The sequence below is a fragment of the Streptococcus oralis subsp. dentisani genome (assembly GCF_002096685.1).
Classification (GTDB): Bacteria; Bacillota; Bacilli; order Lactobacillales; family Streptococcaceae; genus Streptococcus; species Streptococcus oralis_AD.
Window position 1 is genome coordinate 261,841 of record NZ_NCVA01000040.1, and the last position, 26,690, is coordinate 288,530.

Here is a 26,690-nt window from a genome sequence, read left to right on the forward strand (position 1 = left end):
AAGCAGAAAAACAGACTCAAAACAAAAATAGAAATTTCATTTTGTTAAATAAATCAAACAAACATATTGAAAAGGTGAATGATAAATGATATAATACTCTCATTGTTCGTAAAAAACAAAAGGAGATTAAACATGGACAAACTATTTAAACTAAAAGAGCACGGGACAGATGTCCGTACAGAGGTGCTTGCTGGTTTAACAACATTCTTTGCAATGAGTTATATTCTCTTTGTAAACCCTCAAATGCTTTCACAAACAGGGATGCCTGTTCAAGGTGTGTTCTTGGCAACGATTATCGGTTCTGTAGTTGGTACTTTGATGATGGCTTTCTATGCTAATTTGCCATACGCACAAGCACCAGGTATGGGATTGAATGCCTTCTTCACATTTACAGTTGTGTTTGGGATGGGCTATACTTGGAAAGAAGCTCTTGGTATGGTCTTCATTTGTGGAATTATTTCACTGATTATTACCTTGACAAATGTTCGTAAAATGATCATCGAATCCATTCCTACAACGCTCCGTTCAGCAATTTCAGCTGGTATTGGTGTTTTCCTTGCCTATGTTGGGATTAAGAATGCTGGTCTCTTGAAATTCTCAATCGATCCAGGTACTTATACTGTAGCAGGTGAGGGAGCAGACAAGGCTCAAGCTGCACTTACTGCAAACTCAGCAGCTGTTCCAGGATTGGTAGACTTCAATACTCCAGCAGTATTGGTGGCTCTTGCTGGTCTGGCTATTACCATCTTCTTTGTTGTTAAAGGCATCAAAGGTGGAATCATTCTTTCTATTTTAACAACGACTGTGCTTGCCATTGCTGTTGGTGTTGTGAAATTATCAGGGATTGACTTCGCTAGCAACAATCTTTCATCAGCAGTTAATGATCTTGGGACTTTGTTTGGTGCCGCTCTGGGCTCAGAAGGTTTAGGATCTTTGATTTCAAACACTTCACGTTTGCCAGAAACTTTGATGGCCATTCTTGCTTTCTCACTAACGGATATTTTTGATACAATTGGTACTCTTATCGGTACTGGTGAAAAAGTTGGTATCGTTGCGACAAGTGGTGAAAACCATGAGTCAGTTAAATTGGACAAGGCTCTTTACTCTGACTTGGTGGCGACTTCAGTAGGTGCCATTGCAGGTACTTCAAACGTTACGACTTATGTTGAGTCTGCGGCGGGTATCGGCGCTGGTGGACGTACTGGTTTGACAGCCCTAGTTGTTGCAATCTGTTTTGCTCTCTCTAGCTTCTTTAGCCCACTTCTAGCGATTGTTCCGACAGCTGCAACAGCGCCAATTTTGATCATCGTCGGAATCATGATGCTTTCTAACTTGAAAAACATTCCTTGGGATGATATGGCTGAAGCGGTTCCTGCCTTCTTCACATCTATCTTTATGGGATTCAGCTACTCTATCACACAAGGTATTGCTGTTGGTTTCTTGACTTATACCTTGACAAAAGTTGTCAAAGGTCAAGCCAAGGATGTGCACGTGATGATTTGGATTTTGGATGCCTTGTTCATCCTGAACTATATTAGCATGGCGCTATAAGCTATAAATGGTATAATAGAAAAAGGAGAGTCTCCCCTTTTTATTATAAGGAGGTACATCATGAAGAAAAAAGGTATCTGGCAAGAAATTCTGGATAGAGGAATATGGGTGTTGATTTTTTTAATAGGATTGGTGTTATCCCAACTTCCTTTAATTTTATCTGCCCTTTTATCTGCTAGACAATTCCCACTCCTCCAGTCAGGACTCTTGGTGGCTTTGCTGTCGGTTGCTATTCTAGCGGTTTTTATCTTTAGTGCGCGAAAAACAGAGATTGCGACCTTCAATCTTTCTTTTTTCAAGGCAAAAGATCTGGCCCGCTTGGTTTTGAGTTATTTGGTTATTTTCACAAGTAATTTATTCGGATCTGCCTTGCTTCGTCTGATGAATGAATCTACGACCAGCAACCAATCAACTATTAATAATCTGGTTCAGAATAGCTCGCTGATTTCCAGTTTTTTCTTACTGGTTCTGATTGCTCCCATTTGTGAGGAAATATTGTGTCGTGGAATTATCCCTAAAAAGATCTTCCGTGGGAAGGAGAAGTTGGGTTATCTTGTAGGTGCAGTCGTCTTTGCCTTGCTCCACACACCGACCAATCTGCCTTCTCTCCTTATCTATGGAGGAATGTCGACAGTTTTAACTTGGACAGCCTACAGAACAGAACGTTTAGAGATGTCAATCTTGCTTCATATGATTGTCAATGGTATCGCCTTTTGTTTGCTGGCTTTACTGGTTTTGATTAGTCGAAATGTAGGCTTACCTTTCTAAACCATTTCCTTACTTGGAAAAGATAAATGCTAGCGTATCCATCTTTTTCTTTTTATGGTAAAATAGAGAAATAATGTGGTGAAAAACCTTGAGGAGTGACCGTATGTCCAATAAAGCTAGTCAGGCAAAAACAGCCATTTGCGGAATTATCAATGTAACCCCAGATTCCTTTTCGGATGGTGGGCAGTTTTTTGCTGTTGACCAGGCTCTTCAGCAAGCCCGTAAATTGATAGCTGAAGGAGCTAGCATGCTAGATATTGGTGGAGAATCAACTCGGCCGGGTGGCAGCTATGTTGAGATAGAAGAGGAAATCCAGCGTGTTGTTCCAGTAATCAAAGCTATCCGTAAGGAAAGTGATGTCCTTATTTCCATCGATACTTGGAAAAGTCAGGTGGCAGAAGCTGCTTTGGAAGCTGGTGCCAATCTGGTAAATGATATCACTGGTCTCATGGGTGATGAGAAAATGTCTCATGTGGTTGCCAAAGCGGGAGCGCAAGTAGTTATCATGTTTAATCCAGTCATGACTCGACCTCAGCACCCTAGTTCGCTCATATTTCCTCATTTTGGCTTTGGACAAGCTTTTACAGAGGAAGAGTTAGCTGACTTTGAAAAAATGCCAATCGAAGATTTGATGAAGTCTTTCTTCGAACGAGCCTTAGCAAGAGCAGAAGAAGCTGGGATTGCACAAGAAAATATTCTGCTGGATCCAGGAATTGGCTTTGGTCTGACTAAGAAAGAAAATCTACTCCTTCTACGTGATCTGGATAAACTGCATCAGAAAGGCTATCCAATCTTTCTTGGAGTTTCGCGCAAGCGATTTGTCCTCAATATCTTGGAGGGAAATGGCTTTGAAGTCAATCCTGAAACGGAAGTCGGTTTCCGAAATCGGGACACCGCTTCGGCTCATGTGACTAGTATCGCTGCGAGACAGGGTGTCGAAGTGGTGCGCGTGCACGATGTAGCCAGTCATAAGATGGCAGTTGAAATTGCGTCAGCCATTCGTTTGGCAGATGATGCAGAAAATCTAGATTTAAAACAATATAAATAAGATGAAAGAAATTCAAAACAATCAGTGGATTGCTCACTACCGGACGGACCAACCGCATTTTGGTTTGGAACGAATGGTGGAACTATTAGCTTTGCGTGGCAATCCCCATCTCAAGCTCAGGGTTATCCATATCGGTGGAACCAATGGAAAGGGTTCGACCATTGCTTTTTTGAAAAGTATGCTGGAAAAGATGGGGTTGAAAGTTGGAGTTTTTAGCTCGCCTTATCTCATTCATTACACAGACCAGATTAGCATCAATGGGGAATCCATCCCAGAAGAGAGGCTAGAAGCCCTCATGGCAGTTTATCGCTCTTTGCTTGAGGGGGAGAGGAGCGTTGCATTACAAGGAACGACTGAGTTTGAGATTATCACAGCCATAGCTTATGATTATTTTGCCTCAGAACAAGTAGATGTGGCTATCATGGAAGTCGGCATGGGAGGACTTTTGGATAGTACTAATGTTTGTCAGCCAATTTTGACAGGGATTACGACCATTGGACTGGACCATGTAGCCCTACTTGGTGATACCTTGGGGGCCATAGCAGAGCAGAAGGCTGGTATTGTCAAACAAGGTATTCCCTTGGTGACAGGTTGCATTGTTCCAGAAGCCTTGACTGTGATTGATCCTATTGCAGAAGCTAAAAATGCGCCGAGACTTGCCTATGGGACGGATTATCAGGTTCGTCATCAAGAAAGTGTGGTGACAGGCGAGGTCTTTGATTATACCAGTTCTGTCAGACAAGGTCGCTTTCAAACAGGTCTGCTTGGTTTGCATCAGATAGAGAATGCGGGGATGGCGCTTGCTCTCCTAGATAGTTATTGCCAGGAGACTGGGCGGGAGTTAGCAAGTAATGACTTGGTTGCTCAAGCCATGGAGGCAACAAGTTGGCCTGGACGTTTGGAAGTTGTTTCTAGAGAGCCTTTGATAATTTTAGATGGGGCTCACAATCCGCATGCTATCAAAGCTTTGTTGAATACTTTGCAAGAACGTTTTGCTGACTATCATAAAGAAATCCTCTTTACGTGTATTAAAACTAAGGCCTTGGAGGATATGTTGGATTTGCTAGAAACGGTGCCAGATAGTCAATTGACTTTAACCCATTTTGACGATAGTCGGGCGACTGATGAAAGAGTATTGAAAGAGACAGCTAAGTCTAGAAATCTCAATTACCAAAGTTGGCAGGATTTTCTAGAGCAGAAATTGACAGATAAAAATGAAGAGAAACAAACAGTTAGGATTGTCACGGGTTCCTTGTATTTCTTGAGCCAAGTGAGAGCCTATCTGATGGAGAGGAAGAACGAGAATGGATACACAAAAGATTGAAGCGGCTGTAAAAATGATTATTGAGGCTGTCGGTGAGGATGCTAACCGCGAGGGCTTGCAGGAAACACCTGCTCGTGTAGCCCGTATGTACCAAGAGATTTTTTCAGGTCTTGGTCAAACAGCGGAGGAACACCTGTCAAAATCCTTTGAGATTATTGATGATAACATGGTGGTAGAAAAGGATATCTTTTTCCACACTATGTGTGAACACCACTTCTTGCCCTTTTATGGTAGAGCGCACATTGCCTATATTCCAGATGGTCGTGTGGCAGGCTTGTCCAAGTTAGCCCGTACGGTTGAAGTCTACTCTAAAAAACCACAGATTCAAGAACGGTTGAATATCGAAGTGGCCGATGCCTTGATGGACTATCTGGGGGCTAAGGGAGCCTTTGTTGTCATTGAGGCCGAGCATATGTGTATGAGCATGCGTGGTGTCAGAAAGCCAGGCACTGCAACCTTGACGACAGTAGCTCGAGGTCTATTTGAGACCGATAAGGATCTCCGAGATCAGGCTTATCGTCTAATGGGACTATAAAAAAATCCGCTTCATGCGGATTTTTCTAGAAAGGACTAGTTATGGATCAGCTAAAGATTAAAGATTTGGAAATTTTTGCCTATCACGGGCTTTTTCCTAGTGAGAAAGAATTGGGGCAGAAGTTTGTTATTTCCGCAAGCTTATCCTATGATATGACCAAGGCAGCGACAGACTTGGATTTGGCGGCTTCTATTCATTATGGGGAACTTTGTCAGCAGTGGACGACTTGGTTTCAGGAAACAACTGAGGATTTGATTGAAACGGTAGCCTACAAACTAGTTGAACGCACCTTTGAGACTTATCCTCTTGTCCAAGAAATTGAATTAGAACTCAAAAAACCTTGGGCGCCAGTGCATTTACCGTTGGATACCTGCTCGGTGACCATTCACCGTCGTAAGCAGCGGGCCTTTATCGCTCTAGGAAGCAATATGGGGGATAAGCAAGCAAACTTGGAACAAGCTATTGACAAACTGCGAGCTCGTGGTATCCATATTTTAAAAGAGTCCAGTGTCTTGACGACGGAGCCCTGGGGCGGTGTGGAGCAGGATAGCTTTACCAATCAGGTGATTGAAGTAGAAACCTGGCTTCCAGCACCAGTCTTGTTAGAAACTTTGTTAGCCATTGAGTCAGAAATGGGACGGGTTCGAGAGGTGCATTGGGGGCCTCGTTTGATTGATTTGGACTTACTCTTTGTGGAGGACCAAGTCATCTATACAGACGAGTTCATCTTGCCACATCCCTATATAGCAGAACGCCTCTTTGTCCTTGAGTCTCTGCAAGAAATAGCTCCCCATTTTATTCATCCAGTACTCAAACAGCCGATACGCTACTTGTATCAAGAATTGAACAAATAGAAAAAACTCTAGTTCCTCAGCAGTTTGCGCCGAGAAGCTAGAGTTTTTAAAATAGGTCATTTTCTTCAGGAAGGAGGATGGTTTCTTTCCCGTCCATGTCTAAAACAAGGACCCGAGGAGGGTAAAGAGGGTCGAAGGGATGATTAAAATCAAAGTCGATACTAGTCGGCAGGTGCTGACTAGAGAAATGGAAGGTAATGCTCCCCTCGTTGTTTAGTAGTTGAAATTCAAGTTCCTCTTCTAATTCAAAGACGTTTTTCAAAAAATGATCGATAATATACCACAAAGAGTCGATAACATCGTCAGGCAAGCTGGTCACAACGCCAAAACTGGCCGAACGTCTCTGAGTATTTGTAAAAGCCATAAACATTCCCTCCCTCCTTTCATTTTTCCTTATCATACAGCAAAACATCCCAAAAATCAAGAAATCGTACTCGCTTTTTCAAAATGGGAATAGGTTGTGAAATTTTTTCAAAGTTTCTCTAAAAAATACTTGAAAGTGTTTACAATAAGTGATAAAATGGAGTAAGTAGATGCGTGAAAGCGAAATTTTCATTATAGAAAGGAAACGGAATGAACACAGATGATACAGTAACGATTTATGACGTCGCCCGTGAAGCAGGAGTTTCGATGGCAACAGTTAGCCGTGTCGTTAATGGCAACAAGAATGTTAAAGAGAACACTCGAAAAAAAGTCCTAGAAGTGATTGATCGCTTGGACTATCGTCCAAATGCGGTAGCACGTGGTTTGGCTAGCAAGAAAACAACGACAGTCGGAGTTGTGATTCCTAACATTACCAATGGTTATTTCTCAACGCTTGCTAAGGGAATTGACGACATTGCTGAAATGTACAAGTATAACATTGTCCTTGCAAATAGTGATGAGGATGATGAAAAGGAAGTTTCAGTAGTCAACACTCTCTTTTCAAAACAAGTCGATGGGATTATCTTTATGGGCTATCACTTGACTGAAAAGATTCGTTCAGAGTTTTCTCGTTCACGGACACCGGTTGTTCTTGCTGGTACTGTAGATGTAGAACACCAACTTCCAAGTGTAAATATCGACTACAAACAAGCAACGATTGATGCTGTAAGCTACCTTCTAAAAGAAAACGAAAAGATTGCTTTTGTGAGTGGACCACTCGTCGATGATATCAATGGCAAGGTTCGTTTGATTGGTTACAAGGAAGCCTTGAAAAAAGCAGGACATTCTTATAGCGAGGGATTGGTCTTTGAATCAAAATACAGCTATGACGATGGTTATGCCTTGGCAGAACGCTTGATTTCATCACAAGCTACAGCCGCAGTTGTAACAGGTGATGAATTGGCAGCAGGTGTCCTAAATGGTTTGGCTGACCACGGTGTGTCTGTACCAGAAGAGTTTGAAATCATTACGACAGATGACTCTCAGATTGCACGATTCACTCGTCCAAACTTGACGACTATTGCCCAACCTCTTTATGACCTAGGTGCTATCAGCATGCGTATGTTGACTAAGATTATGCATAAGGAAGAGTTGGAAGAACGTGAAGTTCTCCTACCTCATGGTTTGACAGAACGCCGCTCTACACGAAAACGTAAATAGAAAAAATCAGGGAATCGTGAAGATTTCCTGATTTGCTTTCTAGAGAAGAGGTTTATCCTTCCATATAGTCTTTCAAAGCTTGTCCTTTTAGTCCAGCATTAAGGGCAATTAATAATTTGAGGCGCGCTTTTTGAGCGTTGAGTTCTTTGACAAAGAAAACACCAGCTCGTTGCAACTGCACCCCTCCACCTTGGTAGGCGTAGACAGGTTCAGCAATACCATTAAAACAACGTGAGACCAGGGCGACTGGGATTCCTTTTTGGAGGAGATTTTCCAACTTTTGAGCTGTTTCTTTGGGAATATTGCCTGCTCCAAAGGCCTGAATGACTAAGCCATCCAGCTGTTCTAAGTCTAACATATCAATCAGCTCGTCTGTCATACCGGCATAGGCTGAGATGATGGGAACCAGACCTTGAATATGCTCAAGATTAAACCGGACACGAGGCTCAGCCGTTTTGAAGTAGAGGATTTCTTGCTTCATGATGAGGCCAAGTGGTCCATGTGTTGGGGTTTGAAAGGTGCTGACGTTGGTCGTATGAGTTTTGGTAACATACTTGGCTGCGTGGATCTCGTCGTTCATGACGACCAGTACACCCTTGTCGGCTGCTTTGTCATCGCTGGCAACTCGCAAAGCGCTCAGATAGTTATAAACGCCATCGCTACCGAGTTCGTTGGAACTACGCATAGCTCCTGTTAGAACGATGGGCATGTGTGGGATTTCCATGGTATCAAGGAAGTAGGCTGTTTCTTCTAAGGTATCTGTACCATGTGTGATGACAACTCCATCGTAGTGGTCTGCTTCCTCTTTGATTTTATGATAGAGCGCAAGCATATGCTTGGGTTTGATATGAGGGCTTGGCAGATTAAAAAAGTCTAGGGCATGAACCTCAATCCCTTCAAGCGGATTGGAAACATGGTTCATGGGATTTTCCTGGCTAGTTACAACGGCACCAGAGGCGTCTGCTTGCATGGAAATAGTCCCACCTGTATGTAAAACAAGGATTTTCTTAGGCATGATTTAGTCACTCTTTCTGAAATGTGGTATAATCATTGTAACACAAAAGGGGAGAATGGGACAGGATGGAAGTCAAGGCTGTTTTTTTTGATATCGATGGAACGCTAGTCAACGATCGCAAGAGTGTTTTGAAATCCACTAAGGACGCGATTAGGATTGTGAAAGAGCAAGGGGTGCTTGTTGGAGTGGCGACAGGACGGGGGCCTTTCTTTGTCAAGGAATTGATGGAAGATTTAGATCTGGATTTTGCAATAACTTATAACGGACAATATATCTTTAATAAAGAAAAAGTTTTATTTGCTAGCCCGATTGCTAAGTCAAGCCTGCGTCAACTGATTGCTTACGCTAAAAAGGAGCGTAAAGAAATCGCTCTTGGAACCGAACATGCCGTTGTTGGTTCGAAAATTATGTCATTTGGTCTCGGATCCTTTTCTCAACTGGTTAGTCGTTTTATTCCGACTGTGCTAACAAGAACCGTTAGTCGCTCTTTTAATCGAATGGTCAGCAAGGCAGTCCCTCAAAAGGAAGATGACCTACTTCGTTTGATCAATGAGCCAATCTATCAAGTGTTAATGCTGATGACTCCTGAAGAATCTGAGAAAGCTGCAAGTGATTTTGAAGACTTGAAATTGACTCGAAGCAATCCTTTTGCAGCAGATATCATCAATCAAGGGAATTCCAAACTAGAAGGCATTCGCCGAGTTGGAAAAGAGTATGGTTTTGATCTCAACCAAGTCATGGCCTTTGGTGATTCAGACAATGACCTGGAAATGTTGGCAGGTGTTGGTATGTCTGTAGCTATGGGAAATGGCAGTAGCAGCGTCAAAGAGGTTGCCAAACACATCACTGCAAGTAATCAACAAGATGGCATCCACAAGGCGCTTGAACATTTTGGTGTTTTAGCAGCAGAAAAGGTATTTGTCAGTCGAGACTACCACTTTAATAAGGTCAAGACCTTCCACCACATGATGGATGAACGGACTCAAGAAGAGCCGCAAGCATGGGATGTTGAAGGAGCGACCCACCGTGCAGACTTTAAAATTGAAGAATTAGTAGAGTTTGTCCGTGCGGCAAGTTCTTCGGAGGAAGAATTCCAGCAGGCACTTAACAGCATGCATGCGGCACTTGATAAGGCGGCCGAAAAGGTGAGGCAAAAAACGCCTGCCCAAAAAGATCTAATCGGGCAGGTTGATGCCTTAATCGATACACTGTATTTTACTTACGGCAGTTTTGCCTTGATGGGAGTGGATCCAGAACGCATCTTTGATATTGTGCATGAGGCAAACATGGGGAAGGTTTTTCCTGATGGAAAAGCCCATTTTGATCCAGTTACACATAAAATCTTAAAACCAGATGACTGGGACGAAAAATATGCTCCAGAACCTGCTATCAGAAAGGAACTGCAGCGTCAGCTCAAGGCTTATGAGCGACATAAAGAGAGAAATAAGTAAGAAAAAAGGGAGCCTAGCAGGCTCCTTTCATGTTCCTATAGTGTTTTTTCTTGTTCTCTCACGACGAGCAAATCAACTTTTGCGTGGCGGAGAATATATTCAGATGAAGAACCGACTAAGAGGCGTTCAAAGGCATTAAGACCTGTTGCACCGACGAGAATCAGGTCAACATTTTCTGCGTCTGGAATGGTACGGGCAAGGAGGGTTTTCGGATTTCCCATTTCGATGACGATGTGAATATCCGTCACACCCGCATCTTTTGCACGTTTTTCGTACTCTTTCATCAAACTTTCAGCGTCGACTTGGAGTTCTTCGTAAACTTCAGCATCAAAGGTGGACACGCTTTGAAGAGCGCGTGTGTCAATAACATGGGCAATGGTGAGCTTGGAATCATTGCGTAGAGCAGTGTAAACACCTTTAACAAAAGCCAAGTCTGCCTCTTTAGAACCATCAATTGCAACCATAACATTTTGGTAACGTTGTGCCATAATGAAACCTCCTGAAATTTTCTTACTTTTATTGTAATCCTTTTCACTAAAGAAGTAAAGTAAAAATCATATTTAAATAAATATTATCGGAGATTCGATTTGGTGGAGATATGTTAAAATAAAAGAAAATGGGATATTAGGAAACCTAGTGAAGGGATGAGAAAGTATGAAAGAGTCTGTTCAAGCTTCTAAAAAAATCAGTCTTCTTTATCATGGAATTATCCTTGCATCACTTGTAGGAGAAGTAGTGATGCTTTGGCAACTGGAAAGAGTCATGCCTGTTCTCTATCGAGGTTTTGTTGGATTTCTTCTCTTTCACCTAGTCTACCACATCATTTTATTTGTGATTGCAAAGAGAAGTGGTCGCTTGGACTATTTGATCACGTGGGGGCTCTTTCTCATGTTTAATCTTTTGTATGATTCCTTTTTAGCATTAGTCTTTCTAGGTTTGTCTTTTGGTATGTGAGAAATGATTCTTCCTTCTAGTTATTTAGAAGGTGAGAACCTAGTCGTTGTGAGTTTTTTCTTTGTTTGCTCATTTCAGGAAACTTGTCGCAATCCCTTTCTAGTGGTATAATGTTACTATCTCGATGAATTGAGGAAACAAGATGAAAGAATATAACAAGTCTAGTAAGTTAGAGCATGTTGCTTATGATATCCGTGGTCCTGTTTTGGAAGAAGCCATGCGAATGCGAGCAAACGGAGAAAAGATTTTACGTCTGAATACAGGAAATCCAGCAGAATTTGGCTTTACAGCGCCAGACGAGGTCATTCATGACTTGATTATGAATGCGCGTGATAGCGAAGGATATTCTGACTCCAAAGGGATTTTCTCAGCCCGTAAGGCCATCATGCAGTATTGCCAACTGAAGAAATTTCCCAATGTAGACATTGATGATATTTACCTTGGAAATGGTGTCAGTGAGCTGATTGTTATGTCCATGCAGGGGCTTTTAGACAATGGAGATGAGGTCTTGGTTCCTATGCCAGACTATCCTCTCTGGACGGCTGCTGTCAGTCTAGCTGGGGGAAATGCGGTTCACTATATCTGTGATGAAGCTGCAGAATGGTACCCAGATATTGATGATATCAAGTCAAAAATTACTTCCAATACAAAGGCAATCGTCCTTATCAATCCGAACAACCCAACTGGAGCCCTTTATCCTAAGGAACTCTTGTTGGAGATTATTGAGATTGCCCGTCAAAACGATTTGATCATCTTTGCGGATGAGATTTATGACCGCATGGTGATGGATGGGCATGTGCATACGCCTGTGGCGAGCTTGGCACCAGATGTTTTCTGTGTCAGCATGAATGGTCTGTCAAAATCGCATCGTATCGCTGGTTTTCGTGTAGGTTGGATGGTCTTGTCTGGGCCTAAAACCCATGTTAAAGGCTATATCGAAGGTCTCAATATGCTGTCCAATATGCGCCTTTGCTCTAATGTTTTGGCCCAGCAAGTTGTACAAACCTCGCTAGGTGGGCACCAGTCAGTGGACGAATTACTCCTTCCTGGTGGTCGCATCTATGAGCAAAGAAACTTTATCTATAATGCCATTCAAGATATTCCAGGTTTGTCTGCAGTCAAACCTAAGGCGGGTCTTTATATCTTCCCTAAAATTGACCGCAATATGTACCGCATCGATGATGATGAACAGTTTGTCCTCGATTTCTTGAAGCAGGAAAAAGTTCTCTTGGTTCATGGTCGCGGCTTTAACTGGAAGGAACCAGACCATTTCCGCATTGTTTATCTTCCTCGTGTAGATGAATTAGCACAAATCCAAGAAAAGATGACTCGTTTCTTGAAACAGTATCGTAGATAAGGGTTCTATAGGGTTCAGCTAGATTTTAGCGTTTTATCTCAGAGAAAGCGAACGTTTTTATGATTTAAACGTTACCTCTCTGAGATTTTTATTTTCTTGGAAGAATACTGGGCAGGTATAACATCTTAAAAGATTAGAATTTATTATTAGAATCTTTAATATTACAAACATTAGTAACTATGAACTACAAGAGTAAAGATGAATAGTGGAGAATAGGTAAATAAAATGCTAACTATGAGAGAGATTCTTGAAAAATTTGATGAAAGTTCCAATGATATTAAGTTTTTAGAATTTAATAAAAAAATAACGGATACTATAGAAACACCACAAGAACTGAAGTTTATCCTAGAACATTTTTCTTATATAACTGTTAATGGTTATTTAAAGATTTTGGGGAATGATTCAGAGAATGGCTTTAGCTACTGTAATGAATTGTTTTCAAAATGTTATAATCCTAATCGTTGTTTGATAGCTTATGATATTTTGGGTGGTCTATTTGCAATAAATATTGAAAAATTAAATTCAATAGAATATTTTACCCCCGATACATTAGAATGGGAGGATTTGGAGATAGATTATAAGGGATTTTTATATTGGGTGACTACAAATCAGTTAGACCTATTTTATCAAGAACTTATAGTATCAGATTTGTTCAAATTAGATTTATCGCTTGAAACGAATGAAGTTGTTTTGACCTATCCATTTATGTGGTCAATGGAGTACACTCCATCAGGTGCAGTTAGAAAAATAGTTCCTTTTAAAGAATTGTTAGAAATGAATGCTGATTTTTGCAGACAGTTTGGGATATGAAATCGGTGGATTCAATATAGGAAATGTATGTTAGCAAGAATTATTTTTTACTGATTTATTCGCATCTGAAGAGAATGTTACTCTTAACTGTTTCTGATAAGGGCTTTCATAGGAAAAGCTGGAAAACATTTGCTTGGAGCTATTGACAAAAGTGGCAGAATCAGATAGAATAGTAAAGTATGTTTAGTAACTGATCACTTTATAGCCGGCTAAACGAATACAAAATCTATGAGGAGGTATTCATCGTGAAACGTACTTATCAACCAAGTAAACTTCGTCGTGCGCGCAAACACGGATTCCGTAACCGTATGTCAACTAAAAACGGTCGTCGCGTATTGGCAGCTCGTCGTCGTAAAGGACGCAAAGTTTTGGCTGCATAATCCAAACGAATTCAACAAAGAAGTCAGTAGGAACTCGAGTCTACTGGCTTTTCTTTTTTTCCTATAATATCAGTCTGTAAATGCTTTATATTTTTTCTGAAATAGTGTATAATATTTCACATACTATAAAAAATGGAGAACAGTTATGAAGAAATCAAAAGCCCTCCTACTAGGGGCTGGAATTTTGAGCGCAAGCTTCTTGATGGTGGCTTGTAGTTCGGCACAATCAAATACAGATAAAACCTACTCGTATGTATTTGCTAGCAATCCAGATACATTAGACTATATCACTTCGACACGTGGTTCAACCTCTAGCATTACGACAAACTTGATCGATGGTTTGTTGGAAAATGATAAATACGGCAATCTCGTTCCTTCTATGGCAGAGTCATGGAGACGGTTTAACCTATACCTATAAAATCCGCCAAGGGGCTAAGTGGTATACCTCTGAAGGAGAAGAATACGCTGAAGTGACAGCCCATGACTTTGTGACAGGTCTTAAGTATGCAGCGGATAAAAAGGCTGAGAACTTGTACTTGGTACGGGATTCAATCAAAGGTTTGGCAGATTATGTCGAAGGGAAAACATCTGACTTTGAGACGGTTGGAGTCAAGGCAGTGGACGACTATACTCTCCAATACACCTTGAATAAGCCAGAGTCTTATTGGAATTCAAAGACAACAGGGGGAATTTTGAGCCCTGTCAATGAAGCCTTTTTGAAATCCAAGGGAGATGACTTTGGAAGTGTTACCCCATCTAGTATCCTGTCAAATGGGCCATACTTGTTCAAGTCTTTCACATCAAAATCTTTAATTGAGTTTGAAAAGAACCCTAATTACTGGGATAAGGACAATGTGAAGATTGAGAAAGTAAAACTTTCCTTCTATGATGGTTCAGACCAAGATAGTTTAGCTCGAGGATTCTTAGAAGGCAACTACACAGACGGACGTATTTTCCCGACAAGCTCTGTGTTTGACCAGTTGAAAAAAGGGAATGAGGATAAAATTACTTATACCCCTCAAAATGCTGTGACTTTCTACTATCTCTTCAATGTCAACCGTCAAAGTTACAATCAAACCATGAAACAGACGGATAAAGAAAAGGCAGATTCTCGTGCAGCTATGCAAAATAAGGACTTCCGTCAGGCAATTAACTTTGCCTTTGACCGTCATGCCTATGCCGCACAGACAAATGGAGAAGATGGAGCTGATCGTATCCTTCGAAACACAGTCACACCAAGCAATTTTGTTCAGATCGGTGGGAAAAACTTTGGAGATGCTGTCAATGAAAAGATAGTCAACTATGGTTCAGAGTGGGCTAATGTCAATCTAAACGACGCTCAGCCTGCCTTCTTGAATGCTGACAAAGCCAAGGCAGAATTTGCCAAAGCCAAAGAAAGTTTGCAGGCAGAAGGTGTGACTTTCCCAATCCATCTAGACATGCCAGTGGACCAGACTGCTAAGTTGGACGTACAACAAGCTAGTTCTTTCAAGCAGACGGTTGAGGAGACACTTGGATCAGATAATATTGTTATCGATGTGATTCAACTTTCTCCAGACGAGAAAGACAATGCAACCTTCTTTGCTGACACAGCTGAACAAAAGGACTATGACATCGACATCTCAGGCTGGAGTGGAGATTACTCAGATCCGAAAACCTATCTTGACCTTTTGGACCCAGACTCTGGTTCTCAGTTAAAAAATCTTGGCTTGACTCCAGGAAAAGACAATGGTGTTAAGGAAAAAATCGGTCTCTCTACCTACAAGAAGTTGTTGGATGAGGCAGATAAAGAAGTTGAAAACACTCAGGTTCGCTATGAGAAATTTGCCGAAGTTCAAGCTTGGCTAACAGATAGTGCTCTCTTTCTGCCAGTTCAAAGTGGAGGAGCTAATCCAATCTTCCGTAAGACTGTACCGTTCACAGGAGCCTTCTCATTTGTTGGACACAAAGGGGATGCGGATAACTACAAATATGTTGAGTTGCAAAAAGATCCCGTGACTGCGAAACAGTACCAAGAACTTTATGAAAAATGGCAAAAAGAAAAAGTTGAGTCCAACAAAAAAGCTCAGGAAGATTTAGCTAACCACATTCAATAATATTCCTAGTCATGTTTTTTAGTTAAGCATAGTGGCTGGATTCAGAAAAAGGCCCCACCAGACGCTTTTTGGTTCTGGTAGGGCCTTTTCTTTATTCTTTTAAGTGATAAGAGTAGCTGGCGACAACGACGTCTTCATGCCATCTGAGAGCGTATTTTAGTTTGAGGCTCATCTGATTGTGCAGGATATTTTGCCAAGGCTTGTTAGGGATAAACTGTGGGACAAGGACTGTAACGGTGTAGTTTTTTTGCTTAGCTTCTTGGGCGATTCGTTTGACATACTTAACACTAGGGGTGATGATGTCGCGGTAACTGGTATTGATATTCTTCAGAGTGATATTTGGGAAGTAGTCGGCAAATTCCTGAAGAATTTCTTGGTCTTTTTCTGCCGTTTCTTTAGTAGAAATGTGCATGGCTAACACTTCATTACCGATACTTTGAGCGTAGTTAATGGCTCCGATACTTACTCGAGTAACATTCCCTACTAGAACAAGGACAAGGTTGCCGTCATAAGTGCGCTTTTCAATTCCTTCGTAGAGTCGTAGCTGTTTTGCCACTTTTTGGTAATGGCTGTGAATGGACAAAAAGAGGAAAGTAAGAACTAGGATAATTGGGAAGAATGGCCAGATATCACCCAGTCTGAAGAGGAGTAAAATGAGGACAATAGCATAACAAATGATGGCCCCAAGGATATTAGCAAAGGCAGGTTTTAAAAAGTTTGCTCCTTTTTCCTTTTTCCAATGGCGAATCATCCCAGTCTGAGAAAGGGCAAAGGGAACGAAGACCCCGATAGTATAAAGAGGAATCAAGCGTTCAGTATTCCCGTTAAAAATGAGAAGAAGGATCATAGCTCCAAAAGCCAGAGTTAAGATACCGTTGGAGTAGCCAAGACGATCCCCTTTTTCCATAAAGAGATGGGGCATGTACTTGTTTTTAGCCATATTGTAGGCCAACATAGGGAAGGCTGAAAAGCCAGTATTTGCAGCTACAGCTAGAATCAAGGCTGTTGAGAACTGGAAGAGATAGTAGCTAGCATGACCAAAGAATGAATCACCAAGAATGCCCTTGGCCATTTGCGAGAGGATGGTTTCTCCATTTTGAGGAGTGATGCCCATCCAGTAGTTTAGGAAGGTAATGCCTGCAAAAAGAAATCCTAAAATCAGCGACATGATGGTCAAGGTCTGAGCAGCATTCTTTTCTTTCGGAGTTTTGAAAAATGGTACCGCATTTGAAATAGCCTCAACCCCTGTCAGAGAGGCAGAGCCACTGGTAAAGGCTCTCAATAGGAGAACGATGGAAAGGCTTGGAACGGTTTGCCCAATGGTTGAAGTTGCCTGGTAGTTTAGGGACCCTGTAAATAGTTGAAAGAACCCATAAAGCAAGAGAAAGACGGTACTGAAGATAAAGAGGTAGACGGGAATCATCAGAGAGCTGGCAGATTCTTTCAATCCTCTTAAATTCAAGAGCATGAGCAAGCAAACTAGAAAAATGGAGATGTGGAGGTTGTAAGGGTGGAGGGCAGGGAGGGCTGCTGTTATAGCGTCAGCTCCAGATGATACCGATACCGCCACAGTCAGCATGTAGTCAACCAGCAGACTACCTCCAGCAATCAAGCCTAGCTCGGGAGATAGATTTTCTCGAGTAACCATATAAGCTCCTCCACCTTGAGGATAGGCATGAATGATTTGACGATAGGAAATGGTCAAACTAGCGAGCAGTAAGAGGACAAAAATACCGATAGGGAGGCTCCACCAGATAGCGAGAGGAGAGAGACTGACTAAAACGAGAATGACTTGTTCAGGTCCATAGGCAATAGAAGACAGGGCATCACTAGATAACATTGCAAGTGCCTGCATTTTTCCAAGTAATCCCCCTTCACCATCTGTGAGAGACTTGAGTGGTCGACCGATAAAGGTATATTTTAATTTTCTAAACATTTTCTTTTCCTTTGCTGAAAATTTCAATAAGTGTTATTATACTGCTTTGAAAAAAGGCAGTCAAGGGAGAATGATTGGTATTAGAATATTTTTACAAGCCGAGGGATGCTATTTTTGGTATAATAGATGGAAGAAAATGAGGTTAGAAGAGATGATTTTTGATACGCACACACATTTAAATGTAGAAGAATTTGCAGGACGTGAGGCAGAAGAAATCGCCTTGGCTGCTGAGATGGGTGTGACTCGGATGAATACTGTTGGTTTTGATAAGCCGACCATTGAACGAGCCCTAGAGTTAGCAGATGAGTATGAGCAGCTCTACGCAACTATTGGCTGGCATCCGACGGAAGCAGGGACTTACACAGACGAGGTCGAAGCTTACTTGCTTGAAAAACTAAAACATCCTAAGATTGTTGCCTTGGGTGAGATTGGCCTGGACTACCATTGGATGACAGCACCTAAGGAAGTGCAGGAACAGGTTTTTCGTCGTCAGATTCAGCTGTCTAAGGACTTGAATTTGCCCTTTGTGGTCCACACTCGTGATGCGCTAGAAGATACTTATGAGATTATCAAGAGCGAGGGCGTTGGTCCACGAGGTGGGATTATGCACTCATTCTCAGGTTCTTTGGAGTGGGCTGAGAAGTTTGTCGAGCTTGGCATGACCATTTCTTTCTCAGGTGTGGTGACCTTTAAGAAGGCGACGGATATCCAAGAGGCTGCTAGAGAACTTCCGTTAGACAAGATTTTGGTAGAAACGGATGCGCCTTATCTGGCTCCTGTTCCTAAACGTGGCCGTGAAAACAAAACAGCCTATACTCGCTATGTGGTGGACTTTATCGCCGACTTGCGTGGGATGACGACTGAGGAGTTAGCCGCAGTAACGACTGCAAATGCAGAGCGTATCTTTGGATTGGACAGCAAGTGATGAAAGAAAAAATTTCCCAAGTCATCGTGGTTGAAGGTCGTGATGATACGGTCAATCTCAAACGTTACTTTGACGTGGAAACCTATGAGACACGAGGATCGGCAATCAATGATCAAGATATAGAGCGGATTCAACGCCTGCATGAACTGCATGGAGTCATTGTCTTTACAGATCCTGACTTTAACGGTGAGCGCATTCGTCGCATGATTATGACGGCCCTTCCGACAGTTCAGCATGCCTTTCTCAAACGAGATGAAGCGGTTCCCAAATCCAAGACCAAGGGGCGTTCTCTGGGAATCGAACATGCTAGCTATGAGGACCTGAAAACAGCGCTGGCTCAGGTGACAGAGCAATTTGAAAACGAGAACGAGTTTGATATCAGTCGAAGCGACTTGATTCGTCTTGGTTTCCTAGCGGGAGCAGACAGTCGTAGACGCCGAGAGTATCTAGGCGAACGGCTCCGCATCGGTTATTCCAATGGCAAGCAACTCCTCAAGCGCTTAGAGTTGTTTGGGGTGACCTTAGCAGAAGTGGAAGAGACTATGGAAAGTTATGATAATAGCTAGATAGTCCAAAAATACAAAGGGAATGTGTTACAATAGAGGTACTTAGATTTATTTTGATAGCGTTAAAATAGAAACTTATAAGGACAGAGCGAATGAAAATCCGAGTTGACAGAGAGTCTGTGTGTATGGGGGATGATGTATTGCCTCATGAGACGGAATTTGAGATTCCTGAAGATATGACAGTGAAAGAATTTTTTGACTTTCTAGAAAGGGAACGTTATTTGCCGTCTGTTCAAGGAAACAATGTGGCCTGGGAACTCCGCAATCGAAATGGGGAACAAGGTGTTTATTTCACTAAAACAGGAGAGATTATCAATCCAGATGGAGTATTAAAAGAGATGTTGGAAGGAATTACGGAGACACCCTTATTTGTTTTGATCTATCATTATACCCCGGAAGCATACTACATTAGTAAAGATAATAAATGAGAATTGCAGATGATATCCTGACCGAGGTTGAACTGGTCATGTATTGTTATCGTCCCTTGGTACTTTTATGAAACATCTTTTTAAATGAAGTCTAGGTTTTCGATTGGGCATGAAAAATTGGAAACTTTATAGTTTTATCTACATCCTACTTGAACCACTAACCTTTTTCAAAGATTGTGAAAGGAAATGATATGGCAAATAGAAGTTATATTTACTTAAAAAACGGAGATGAAGCCCGTATTCTAACAGCGGGAATTTACACAATACCCTATTTTTGGCAATTGTTTTGGGATGAAGAAGATTTAAAAGCTCCGATTGCTCTCTGGAAAACAGCAGAAAAACTGGAAGAAGATGAAGAGCAAGTAGAAAGATTTTACCAAGAGCAGAATGTAGATATCTTGCTTTCTATTGAAAAATTCCAGCAGAATGCCCTCAAAAACCGATCTTTTTTAGAAGATAATGCCCCGCAATCCGTGCAACTATATGATGACTTTGTCCGTTATATTCTTGCAAATGTCAAAGACGGGGATGTGCTCGGATTTGATCTTTTAGATGTTGTTTTTATGGACCAAGTGTCTGTTGTTTCTGATAAACTGTTAAAAAATATACGAGCTATTCGGGAAAATCAACCCAAAGATTTAGATTTTTCTGTGACAGAAAAGAACTTAATTGGTCTTGCTATGGGTTTTCCTGATTATTATGCTTCAGAATTATTACCAGAAGACAATATTCTAGATTCGGTTGCCTATCAGGATGAACTGAAGAAAATGAACCCCCAAGAAGATAAGAAAGTGCTAGATACGACTGGAGCTGATTCAAAAGGGAACAAGTCTCGTGTTCTTTTAGTGTTTTGGATTTTGTTGGCACCAGTAATTATGTGGGTTTTATATATTATTTTTAGCTAATAAATAGAAAAGAGAATAAATGAGAATTGCAGATTATAGCGTGACCAAGGCAGTGCTGGAGCGTCACGGTTTTACTTTTAAAAAGTCCTTCGGGCAAAATTTCTTGACGGATACCAATATTCTTCAAAAAATCGTGGATACGGCTGAAATTGATGACCAGGTCAATGTTATCGAAATTGGGCCAGGTATTGGTGCCTTGACAGAGTTTTTGGCTGAGCGTGCAGCTCAAGTCATGGCCTTTGAGATTGACCACCGTTTGGTGCCAATTTTAGCAGATACTTTACGTGATTTTGACAATGTAACAGTAGTCAACGAGGACATTCTAAAAGTTGATTTGGCCCAACATATCCAGAATTTCAAAAATCCAGACCTACCAATCAAGGTAGTAGCCAACTTGCCTTACTACATTACGACTCCTATTCTCATGCACTTGATTGAAAGTGGCATTCCTTTTAGTGAGTTTGTCGTCATGATGCAGAAAGAAGTGGCGGATCGTATCTCCGCTCAACCCAATACCAAGGCTTACGGTAGTTTGTCGATTGCTGTCCAGTATTACATGACAGCCAAGGTTGCCTTTATCGTACCTCGTACGGTCTTTGTGCCAGCGCCAAACGTGGACTCGGCTATCCTGAAAATGGTGCGTCGTCCAGAGCCTGCTGTAGCAGTGAAAGATGAGAACTTCTTCTTTAAGGTTTCCAAGGCTAGTTTTACCCATCGTCGTAAGACCTTATGGAACAACTTGACAGGCTACTTTGGGAAAACTGATGAAGTCAAGGATAAGTTGACCAAGGCTTTGGACCAAGCAGGTTTGTCACCAAGTGTACGTGGGGAAGCTCTCAGCTTGGAAGAGTTTGCCAGTCTAGCAGATGCGCTCAAAGGACAAGGACTATAAGATGCAGGGACAAATCATTAAAGCCTTGGCAGGATTCTACTATGTAGAGAGTGATGGCCAAGTCTATCAGACACGTGCGCGTGGGAATTTCCGCAAAAAAGGTCACACGCCTTATGTCGGAGACTGGGTAGACTTTTCTGCAGAGGAAAATTCAGAGGGCTATATCCTCAAAATTCACGAACGGAAAAACAGTCTGGTCCGTCCGCCCATTGTCAATATTGATCAAGCTGTGGTGATCATGTCCGTCAAGGAACCGGACTTCAACAGCAATTTGCTGGATCGTTTCTTGGTTCTTTTGGAACACAAGGGCATTCATCCCATCGTCTATATTTCCAAAATGGATTTGTTGGAAGATAGAGGAGAACTGGATTTTTATGAACAGACTTATGGTGACATCGGCTATGACTTTGTGACCAGTAAAGAAGAACTCCTGCCCCTGTTGACAGGGAAAGTGACGGTCTTTATGGGGCAGACTGGTGTTGGAAAATCAACCCTCCTCAATAAAATCGCACCAGACCTCAATCTTGAAACAGGAGAAATCTCAGACAGTCTGGGTCGCGGTCGTCATACCACTCGAGCTGTTAGTTTTTACAACCTCAATGGTGGTAAAATCGCGGACACACCAGGATTTTCATCGCTGGATTATGAAGTGTCAACGGCTGAAGACCTTAATCAGGCCTTTCCAGAGATTGCTAGTGTCAGTCGAGACTGCAAGTTCCGTACTTGTACCCATACCCATGAGCCGTCCTGTGCGGTTAAGCCGGCTGTAGAAGAAGGCGCTATTGCGACCTTCCGTTTTGACAACTACCTGCAATTCCTCAGCGAAATTGAAAATCGCAGAGAGACTTATAAAAAAGTCAGTAAAAAAATTCCAAAATAAGGAGAAACCTATGTCTCAATACAAGATTGCTCCGTCAATTCTGGCAGCAGATTATGCCAACTTTGAACGTGAAATCAAACGCCTAGAAGCAACTGGGGCAGAGTATGCCCATATCGATATCATGGACGGTCACTTTGTACCGCAAATCAGTTTTGGTGCAGGGGTGGTTGAAGCTCTTCGCCCCCATAGCAAGATGGTCTTTGACTGCCACTTGATGGTAGAAAATCCTGAGCATCATCTAGAAGACTTTGCGCGTGCAGGAGCGGATATCATCAGTATCCATGTAGAAGCAACGCCTCATATCCATGGTGCCCTCCAAAAAATCCGTTCGCTCGGTGTCAAACCTTCGGTTGTTATCAATCCTGGTACGCCTGTGGAGGCAATCAAGCACGTTCTTCACCTAGTTGACCAAGTCTTGGTCATGACAGTGAATCCTGGATTTGGAGGACAAGCCTTTCTGCCTGAAACCATGGACAAGGTTCGTGAGTTGGTTGCCCTTCGTGAGGAAAAAGGTTTGAACTTTGAGATCGAAGTCGATGGTGGGATTGATGATCAAACCATTTCTCAGGCTAAAGAAGCTGGTGCTACCGTTTTTGTAGCAGGGTCTTATGTCTTTAAGGGAGATGTCAATGAACGAGTGCAAACGCTCAGAAAACAACTGGACTAGGATTGCCGTTTTTGCAGGCGGAGACCGTGGTCATTATCGGACGGATTTTGACTGCTTTGTCGGTGTGGATCGCGGTTCGCTCTGGGTCTTGGAAGAAGATCTGCCTCTCACTCTAGCAGTTGGAGATTTTGATTCGGTGACTGCAGACGAACGTCAGTTGATTCAAAAACTAGCCCAGCATTTTGTTCAAGCCCAGCCAGAAAAAGATGATACGGATCTGGAACTAGCACTTTTAACGATTTTTGAAAAAAATCCTCAAGCCCAGGTCACTATTTTCGGTGCTCTTGGTGGTCGTATTGATCATATGCTAGCTAATGTCTTTCTGCCTAGCAATCCCAAGTTGGCCCCCTTTATGCGCCAGATAGCGATTGAGGATGGGCAAAACTTGCTTGCTTATTGTCCAGAAGGAACCAGCCAGCTTCAACCCCGTTCGGACTATGACTATCTAGCCTTTATGCCGGTTCAGGATAGTCAGTTGACCATTATCGGAGCCAAGTATGAGTTGACTGAGGAGAATTTTTTCTTTAAAAAAGTGTATGCTTCTAACGAATATATAGATAGGGAAGTTTCGGTAACTTGCCCAGATGGTTATGTCGTCGTGCTACATAGCAAGGACAGGAGGTAGGATGGAGACTGTATTATTACTATTATTAATTGTCAACCTAGCTGGACTCTTTCTGATTTGGCAAAGGCAGGATAAGCAAGACAAGTACCTAGCCAAGAGCTTGGAGGATCAAGCAGACAATCTTTCAGACCAACTGGATTATCGCTTTGACCAAGCTAGACAAGCCAGTCAGCTGGATCAAAAAGATTTGGAAGTGGCTGTCAGTGACCGTTTGCAGGAAGTGCGAATGGAGTTGCACCAAGGCCTGACTCAAGTTAGACAGGAGATGAACGAGAATCTCCTTCAAACCAGAGATAAGACCGACCAACGCCTTCAAGCCCTGCAGGAATCAAATGAGCAACGCCTAGAGCAAATGCGCCAGACAGTCGAGGAAAAATTGGAAAAGACCTTGCAGACACGCTTGCAGGCTTCCTTCGAGACAGTTTCCAAGCAATTGGAGTCGGTCAATCGAGGCCTTGGAGAAATGCAGACAGTTGCCCGCGATGTCGGGGCCCTCAACAAGGTTCTCTCTGGGACCAAGACGCGAGGGATTCTGGGTGAATTGCAACTGGGGCAAATCATTGAAGACATCATGACACCTGCCCAGTACGAACGAGAATTTGCAACGGTTGAAAACTCTAGCGAGCGAGTAGAGTACGCCATCAAGTTACCTGGCCAAGGCGACCAAGAATATGTCTACCTACCGATTGACTCCAAGTTTCCACTGGCGGATTATTATCGCCTAGAAGAAGCCTATGAAGCAGGCGATAAGGACGAAATCGAACGTTGTCGCAAGTCACTCCTAGCTAGCGTCAAGCGCTTTGCCAAGGATATCAAGAGCAAGTATCTAGCGCCACCTCGGACGACCAATTTTGGAGTTTTGTTTGTTCCGACAGAGGGACTCTACTCAGAAATCGTCCGCAATCCGGTCTTCTTTGATGACTTGAGACGGGAGGAGCAGATTATTGTCGCAGGTCCAAGTACCCTATCAGCCCTGCTTAACTCTCTATCAGTTGGCTTCAAAACTCTCAATATCCAAAAGAGTGCTGACCATATCAGCAAGACCCTAGCTAGTGTCAAGACCGAGTTTGGCAAGTTCGGAGGCATTCTGGTCAAGGCACAAAAGCATCTCCAACATGCCTCTGGCAATATTGATGAATTATTAAACCGTCGTACTACAGCTATCGAGCGGACGCTCCGTCACATTGAGTTATCAGAAGGTGAGCCTGCGCTTGATTTACTCCATTTCCAAGAAGATGAGGAAGAATATGAAGATTAGTCACATGAAAAAAGATGAGCTGTTTGAAGGTTTTTACCTGATCAAATCAGCTGACCTGAGACAGACGCGTGCTGGAAAAAACTACTTAGCCTTTACCTTCCAAGACGATAGTGGCGAGATTGAAGGGAAACTCTGGGATGCCCAACCGCATAACGTTGAGGCCTTTACCGCAGGGAAAGTCGTCCACATACAGGGACGCAGAGAAGTTTACAACAACACTCCTCAAGTCAATCAAATCACTCTCCGCTTGCCTCAACCTGGGGAACCCAATGATCCAGCTGATTTCAAGGTCAAGTCACCAGTCGATGTCAAGGAAATCCGTGACTACATGTCGCAAATGATTTTCAAGATTGAAAATCCTGTCTGGCAGCGTATCGTTCGCAGTCTCTACACCAAGTATGATAAGGAATTCTACTCCTATCCAGCTGCTAAGACCAACCACCATGCCTTTGAAACAGGTTTGGCCTATCATACAGCAACCATGGTGCGCTTGGCAGATGCCATTAGCGAGATCTATCCTCAGCTCAACAAGAGCCTCCTCTATGCTGGGATTATGCTGCACGACTTGGCCAAGGTTATTGAGTTGACGGGACCAGACCAGACGGAGTATACAGTGCGAGGCAATCTTCTTGGCCATATAGCCCTCATCGATAGTGAAATTACCAAGACCGTCATGGAACTGGGCATCGATGATACTAGAGAAGAAGTGGTGCTACTGCGCCATGTCATCCTCAGTCATCATGGCTTGCTGGAGTATGGAAGTCCAGTCCGTCCACGCATTATGGAGGCAGAGATTATTCATATGATTGACAATCTAGACGCCAGCATGATGATGATGTCAACAGCTCTAGCTTTGGTGGACAAAGGAGAGATGACCAATAAAATCTTCGCTATGGACAATCGTTCCTTCTATAAACCAGATTTAGATTAATAATTTAAGAAAAACGAGCATTTTTTACGCAATAATGTTCGTTTTTTTATGTGAATATGGTATAATGGATAAAATATCAAAATTAAATGGAATGGTAAATAAAAATGAAATTAAGAAGAAGTGATCGGATGGTTGTCATTTCCAACTATTTGATTAATAATCCATACAAACTAACAAGTCTCAACACCTTTGCAGAAAAGTACGAATCTGCTAAATCATCGATTTCAGAGGACATCGTGATTATCAAGCGTGCCTTTGAGGAAATTGAAATCGGCCATATTCAGACTGTGACTGGAGCAGGTGGTGGCGTTATCTTTACACCATCAATCTCGAGTCATGAAGCCAAAGAAATGATCGCAGACTTGCGTGACAAACTTTCAGAAAGCGACCGTATCTTGCCAGGTGGCTACATCTACCTGTCTGATTTGCTCAGTACACCTGCCATTTTGAAAAATATTGGGCGCATCATTGCCAAGAGCTTTATGGACCAAAAAATCGATGCCGTTATGACAGTAGCAACAAAAGGTGTGCCACTCGCAAATGCAGTTGCCAATGTCCTCAATGTTCCATTTGTCATTGTGCGCCGTGATTTGAAAATTACCGAAGGTTCAACGGTCAGCGTCAACTATGTTTCAGGTTCCAGCGGTGACCGCATTGAGAAAATGTTCCTTTCAAAACGCAGTCTCAAGGCAGGCAGTCGTGTCTTGATCGTGGATGACTTCTTGAAAGGTGGCGGAACTGTCAACGGGATGATTAGTCTCTTGCGTGAGTTCGATTCTGAACTAGCTGGTGTCGCAGTCTTTGCAGACAATGCCCAAGAAGAACGTGAAAAGCAGTTTGATTACAAGTCACTCTTGAAAGTAACCAATATTGATGTTAAGAACCAATCCATCGATGTCGAGATTGGAAATATCTTTGACGAAGACAAATAAGAGATAGAACTAAAGGTT

Annotated in this window: 27 protein-coding genes and 1 pseudogene; 24 read left to right on the forward strand and 4 right to left on the reverse strand. The window is 42.4% G+C overall.

The genetic code is table 11. The annotated features are described in order from the left end of the window. Positions 1–132: 132 nt before the first annotated feature. The 6 genes from B7705_RS05815 to folK all read left to right on the forward strand — a co-directional run bounded on the left by B7705_RS05815 (position 133) and on the right by folK (position 6,080). A complete protein-coding gene (locus tag B7705_RS05815) occupies positions 133–1,551 on the forward strand; it encodes an NCS2 family permease (protein WP_000359243.1) in 1,419 nt (472 codons plus the stop codon). Between the two features lie 60 nt (positions 1,552–1,611). Beyond that, entirely contained in the window at positions 1,612–2,319 is a 708-nt protein-coding gene (locus B7705_RS05820) for a CPBP family intramembrane glutamic endopeptidase (RefSeq protein WP_000726540.1), read from the forward strand. Positions 2,320–2,422: 103 nt separating this feature from the next. Further along, positions 2,423–3,367, forward strand: a complete 945-nt coding sequence (gene folP, locus B7705_RS05825; RefSeq protein WP_000066040.1) for a dihydropteroate synthase — start codon at positions 2,423–2,425, stop codon at positions 3,365–3,367. Position 3,368: 1 nt separating this feature from the next. Continuing rightward, positions 3,369–4,691 (forward strand): bifunctional folylpolyglutamate synthase/dihydrofolate synthase, encoded by a 1,323-nt coding sequence (locus B7705_RS05830; protein ID WP_084948400.1) that lies wholly within the window; start codon positions 3,369–3,371, stop codon positions 4,689–4,691. Further along, positions 4,672–5,226, forward strand: coding sequence for a GTP cyclohydrolase I FolE (gene folE, locus B7705_RS05835; protein ID WP_000380916.1), 555 nt, complete (start codon positions 4,672–4,674; stop codon positions 5,224–5,226). Before B7705_RS05830 ends, folE begins: the two co-directional genes overlap by 20 nt. A gap of 41 nt (positions 5,227–5,267) precedes the next feature. After that, positions 5,268–6,080 (forward strand): 2-amino-4-hydroxy-6-hydroxymethyldihydropteridine diphosphokinase, encoded by an 813-nt coding sequence (gene folK / locus B7705_RS05840; RefSeq protein WP_084948401.1) that lies wholly within the window; start codon positions 5,268–5,270, stop codon positions 6,078–6,080. A 46-nt stretch (positions 6,081–6,126) separates the two neighbouring features. Here the strand turns inward: folK and B7705_RS05845 are convergent, their stop codons facing one another. Beyond that, a complete protein-coding gene (locus B7705_RS05845; RefSeq protein WP_084948578.1) occupies positions 6,127–6,444 on the reverse strand; it encodes a DUF960 domain-containing protein in 318 nt (105 codons plus the stop codon). A gap of 209 nt (positions 6,445–6,653) precedes the next feature. On the opposite strand from B7705_RS05845, the gene ccpA reads away from it, so the two are divergent. Next, the gene (gene ccpA / locus B7705_RS05850) at positions 6,654–7,664 is read left to right on the forward strand and encodes a catabolite control protein A (protein ID WP_001090635.1); all 1,011 of its coding nucleotides are present in this window, start codon (positions 6,654–6,656) and stop codon (positions 7,662–7,664) included. Positions 7,665–7,716: 52 nt separating this feature from the next. On the opposite strand, the gene B7705_RS05855 is transcribed toward ccpA, so the two are convergent. Further along, positions 7,717–8,679, reverse strand: coding sequence for an asparaginase (locus B7705_RS05855; protein ID WP_084948403.1), 963 nt, complete (start codon positions 8,677–8,679; stop codon positions 7,717–7,719). Between the two features lie 65 nt (positions 8,680–8,744). Between B7705_RS05855 and B7705_RS05860 the strand changes: the two genes are divergently transcribed. After that, positions 8,745–10,130 carry a Cof-type HAD-IIB family hydrolase gene (locus tag B7705_RS05860; protein ID WP_084948404.1) on the forward strand — a complete coding sequence of 462 codons (1,386 nt, stop codon included), beginning with the start codon at positions 8,745–8,747 and terminating at the stop codon, positions 10,128–10,130. A gap of 35 nt (positions 10,131–10,165) precedes the next feature. Here B7705_RS05860 and B7705_RS05865 read toward each other — a convergent pair whose 3' ends face one another. Then, positions 10,166–10,618, reverse strand: a complete 453-nt coding sequence (locus B7705_RS05865; protein ID WP_000079158.1) for a universal stress protein — start codon at positions 10,616–10,618, stop codon at positions 10,166–10,168. A gap of 166 nt (positions 10,619–10,784) precedes the next feature. Here B7705_RS05865 and B7705_RS05870 point away from each other — a divergent pair, with 166 nt between their 5' ends. From B7705_RS05870 to B7705_RS05890, 5 genes and pseudogenes are all read left to right on the forward strand, one after another. After that, on the forward strand, positions 10,785–11,084 hold the full coding sequence (locus B7705_RS05870) for a hypothetical protein (protein ID WP_084948406.1): 300 nt from the start codon (positions 10,785–10,787) through the stop codon (positions 11,082–11,084). A gap of 142 nt (positions 11,085–11,226) precedes the next feature. Next, positions 11,227–12,441, forward strand: a complete 1,215-nt coding sequence (locus B7705_RS05875; protein WP_084948407.1) for a pyridoxal phosphate-dependent aminotransferase — start codon at positions 11,227–11,229, stop codon at positions 12,439–12,441. A gap of 234 nt (positions 12,442–12,675) precedes the next feature. After that, a complete protein-coding gene (locus B7705_RS05880; protein WP_158086001.1) occupies positions 12,676–13,251 on the forward strand; it encodes a DUF2625 family protein in 576 nt (191 codons plus the stop codon). A gap of 245 nt (positions 13,252–13,496) precedes the next feature. Continuing rightward, entirely contained in the window at positions 13,497–13,631 is a 135-nt protein-coding gene (rpmH, locus tag B7705_RS05885) for a 50S ribosomal protein L34 (protein WP_000831905.1), read from the forward strand. 145 nt (positions 13,632–13,776) lie between these two features. After that, positions 13,777–15,727, forward strand: a pseudogene (locus B7705_RS05890) (peptide ABC transporter substrate-binding protein). Between the two features lie 91 nt (positions 15,728–15,818). Here B7705_RS05890 and B7705_RS05895 read toward each other — a convergent pair. Further along, the gene (locus B7705_RS05895; protein WP_084948410.1) at positions 15,819–17,663 is read right to left on the reverse strand and encodes an APC family permease; all 1,845 of its coding nucleotides are present in this window, start codon (positions 17,661–17,663) and stop codon (positions 15,819–15,821) included. A 151-nt stretch (positions 17,664–17,814) separates the two neighbouring features. Here B7705_RS05895 and B7705_RS05900 point away from each other — a divergent pair, with 151 nt between their 5' ends. From B7705_RS05900 to purR, 11 genes are all read left to right on the forward strand, one after another. Beyond that, positions 17,815–18,588 (forward strand): TatD family hydrolase, encoded by a 774-nt coding sequence (locus tag B7705_RS05900; protein ID WP_084948412.1) that lies wholly within the window; start codon positions 17,815–17,817, stop codon positions 18,586–18,588. Beyond that, on the forward strand, positions 18,588–19,154 hold the full coding sequence (gene rnmV / locus B7705_RS05905) for a ribonuclease M5 (RefSeq protein WP_084948413.1): 567 nt from the start codon (positions 18,588–18,590) through the stop codon (positions 19,152–19,154). Before B7705_RS05900 ends, rnmV begins: the two co-directional genes overlap by 1 nt. 92 nt (positions 19,155–19,246) lie before the next feature. Then, positions 19,247–19,582 (forward strand): hypothetical protein, encoded by a 336-nt coding sequence (locus B7705_RS05910; RefSeq protein WP_084948415.1) that lies wholly within the window; start codon positions 19,247–19,249, stop codon positions 19,580–19,582. Positions 19,583–19,773: 191 nt separating this feature from the next. Beyond that, positions 19,774–20,487 (forward strand): dimethyladenosine transferase, encoded by a 714-nt coding sequence (locus B7705_RS05915; RefSeq protein WP_084948416.1) that lies wholly within the window; start codon positions 19,774–19,776, stop codon positions 20,485–20,487. Positions 20,488–20,506: 19 nt separating this feature from the next. Next, the gene (rsmA, locus tag B7705_RS05920) at positions 20,507–21,379 is read left to right on the forward strand and encodes a 16S rRNA (adenine(1518)-N(6)/adenine(1519)-N(6))-dimethyltransferase RsmA (RefSeq protein WP_084948418.1); all 873 of its coding nucleotides are present in this window, start codon (positions 20,507–20,509) and stop codon (positions 21,377–21,379) included. Position 21,380: 1 nt separating this feature from the next. Continuing rightward, the gene (gene rsgA / locus B7705_RS05925) at positions 21,381–22,259 is read left to right on the forward strand and encodes a ribosome small subunit-dependent GTPase A (RefSeq protein ID WP_084948579.1); all 879 of its coding nucleotides are present in this window, start codon (positions 21,381–21,383) and stop codon (positions 22,257–22,259) included. A 10-nt stretch (positions 22,260–22,269) separates the two neighbouring features. Then, positions 22,270–22,926 carry a ribulose-phosphate 3-epimerase gene (gene rpe / locus B7705_RS05930; RefSeq protein WP_084948419.1) on the forward strand — a complete coding sequence of 219 codons (657 nt, stop codon included), beginning with the start codon at positions 22,270–22,272 and terminating at the stop codon, positions 22,924–22,926. Then, positions 22,889–23,551, forward strand: a complete 663-nt coding sequence (locus B7705_RS05935) for a thiamine diphosphokinase (protein ID WP_084948421.1) — start codon at positions 22,889–22,891, stop codon at positions 23,549–23,551. The genes rpe and B7705_RS05935 overlap by 38 nt, the downstream gene beginning before the upstream one ends. Position 23,552: 1 nt before the next feature. Further along, positions 23,553–24,809 carry a DNA recombination protein RmuC gene (locus B7705_RS05940; RefSeq protein ID WP_162284878.1) on the forward strand — a complete coding sequence of 419 codons (1,257 nt, stop codon included), beginning with the start codon at positions 23,553–23,555 and terminating at the stop codon, positions 24,807–24,809. Next, positions 24,799–25,740, forward strand: a complete 942-nt coding sequence (locus B7705_RS05945; RefSeq protein WP_084948424.1) for a 3'-5' exoribonuclease YhaM family protein — start codon at positions 24,799–24,801, stop codon at positions 25,738–25,740. Before B7705_RS05940 ends, B7705_RS05945 begins: the two co-directional genes overlap by 11 nt. A 104-nt stretch (positions 25,741–25,844) precedes the next feature. After that, positions 25,845–26,672 (forward strand): pur operon repressor, encoded by an 828-nt coding sequence (purR, locus tag B7705_RS05950; protein ID WP_002874197.1) that lies wholly within the window; start codon positions 25,845–25,847, stop codon positions 26,670–26,672. The last annotated feature ends 18 nt before the right edge of the window (positions 26,673–26,690 follow it).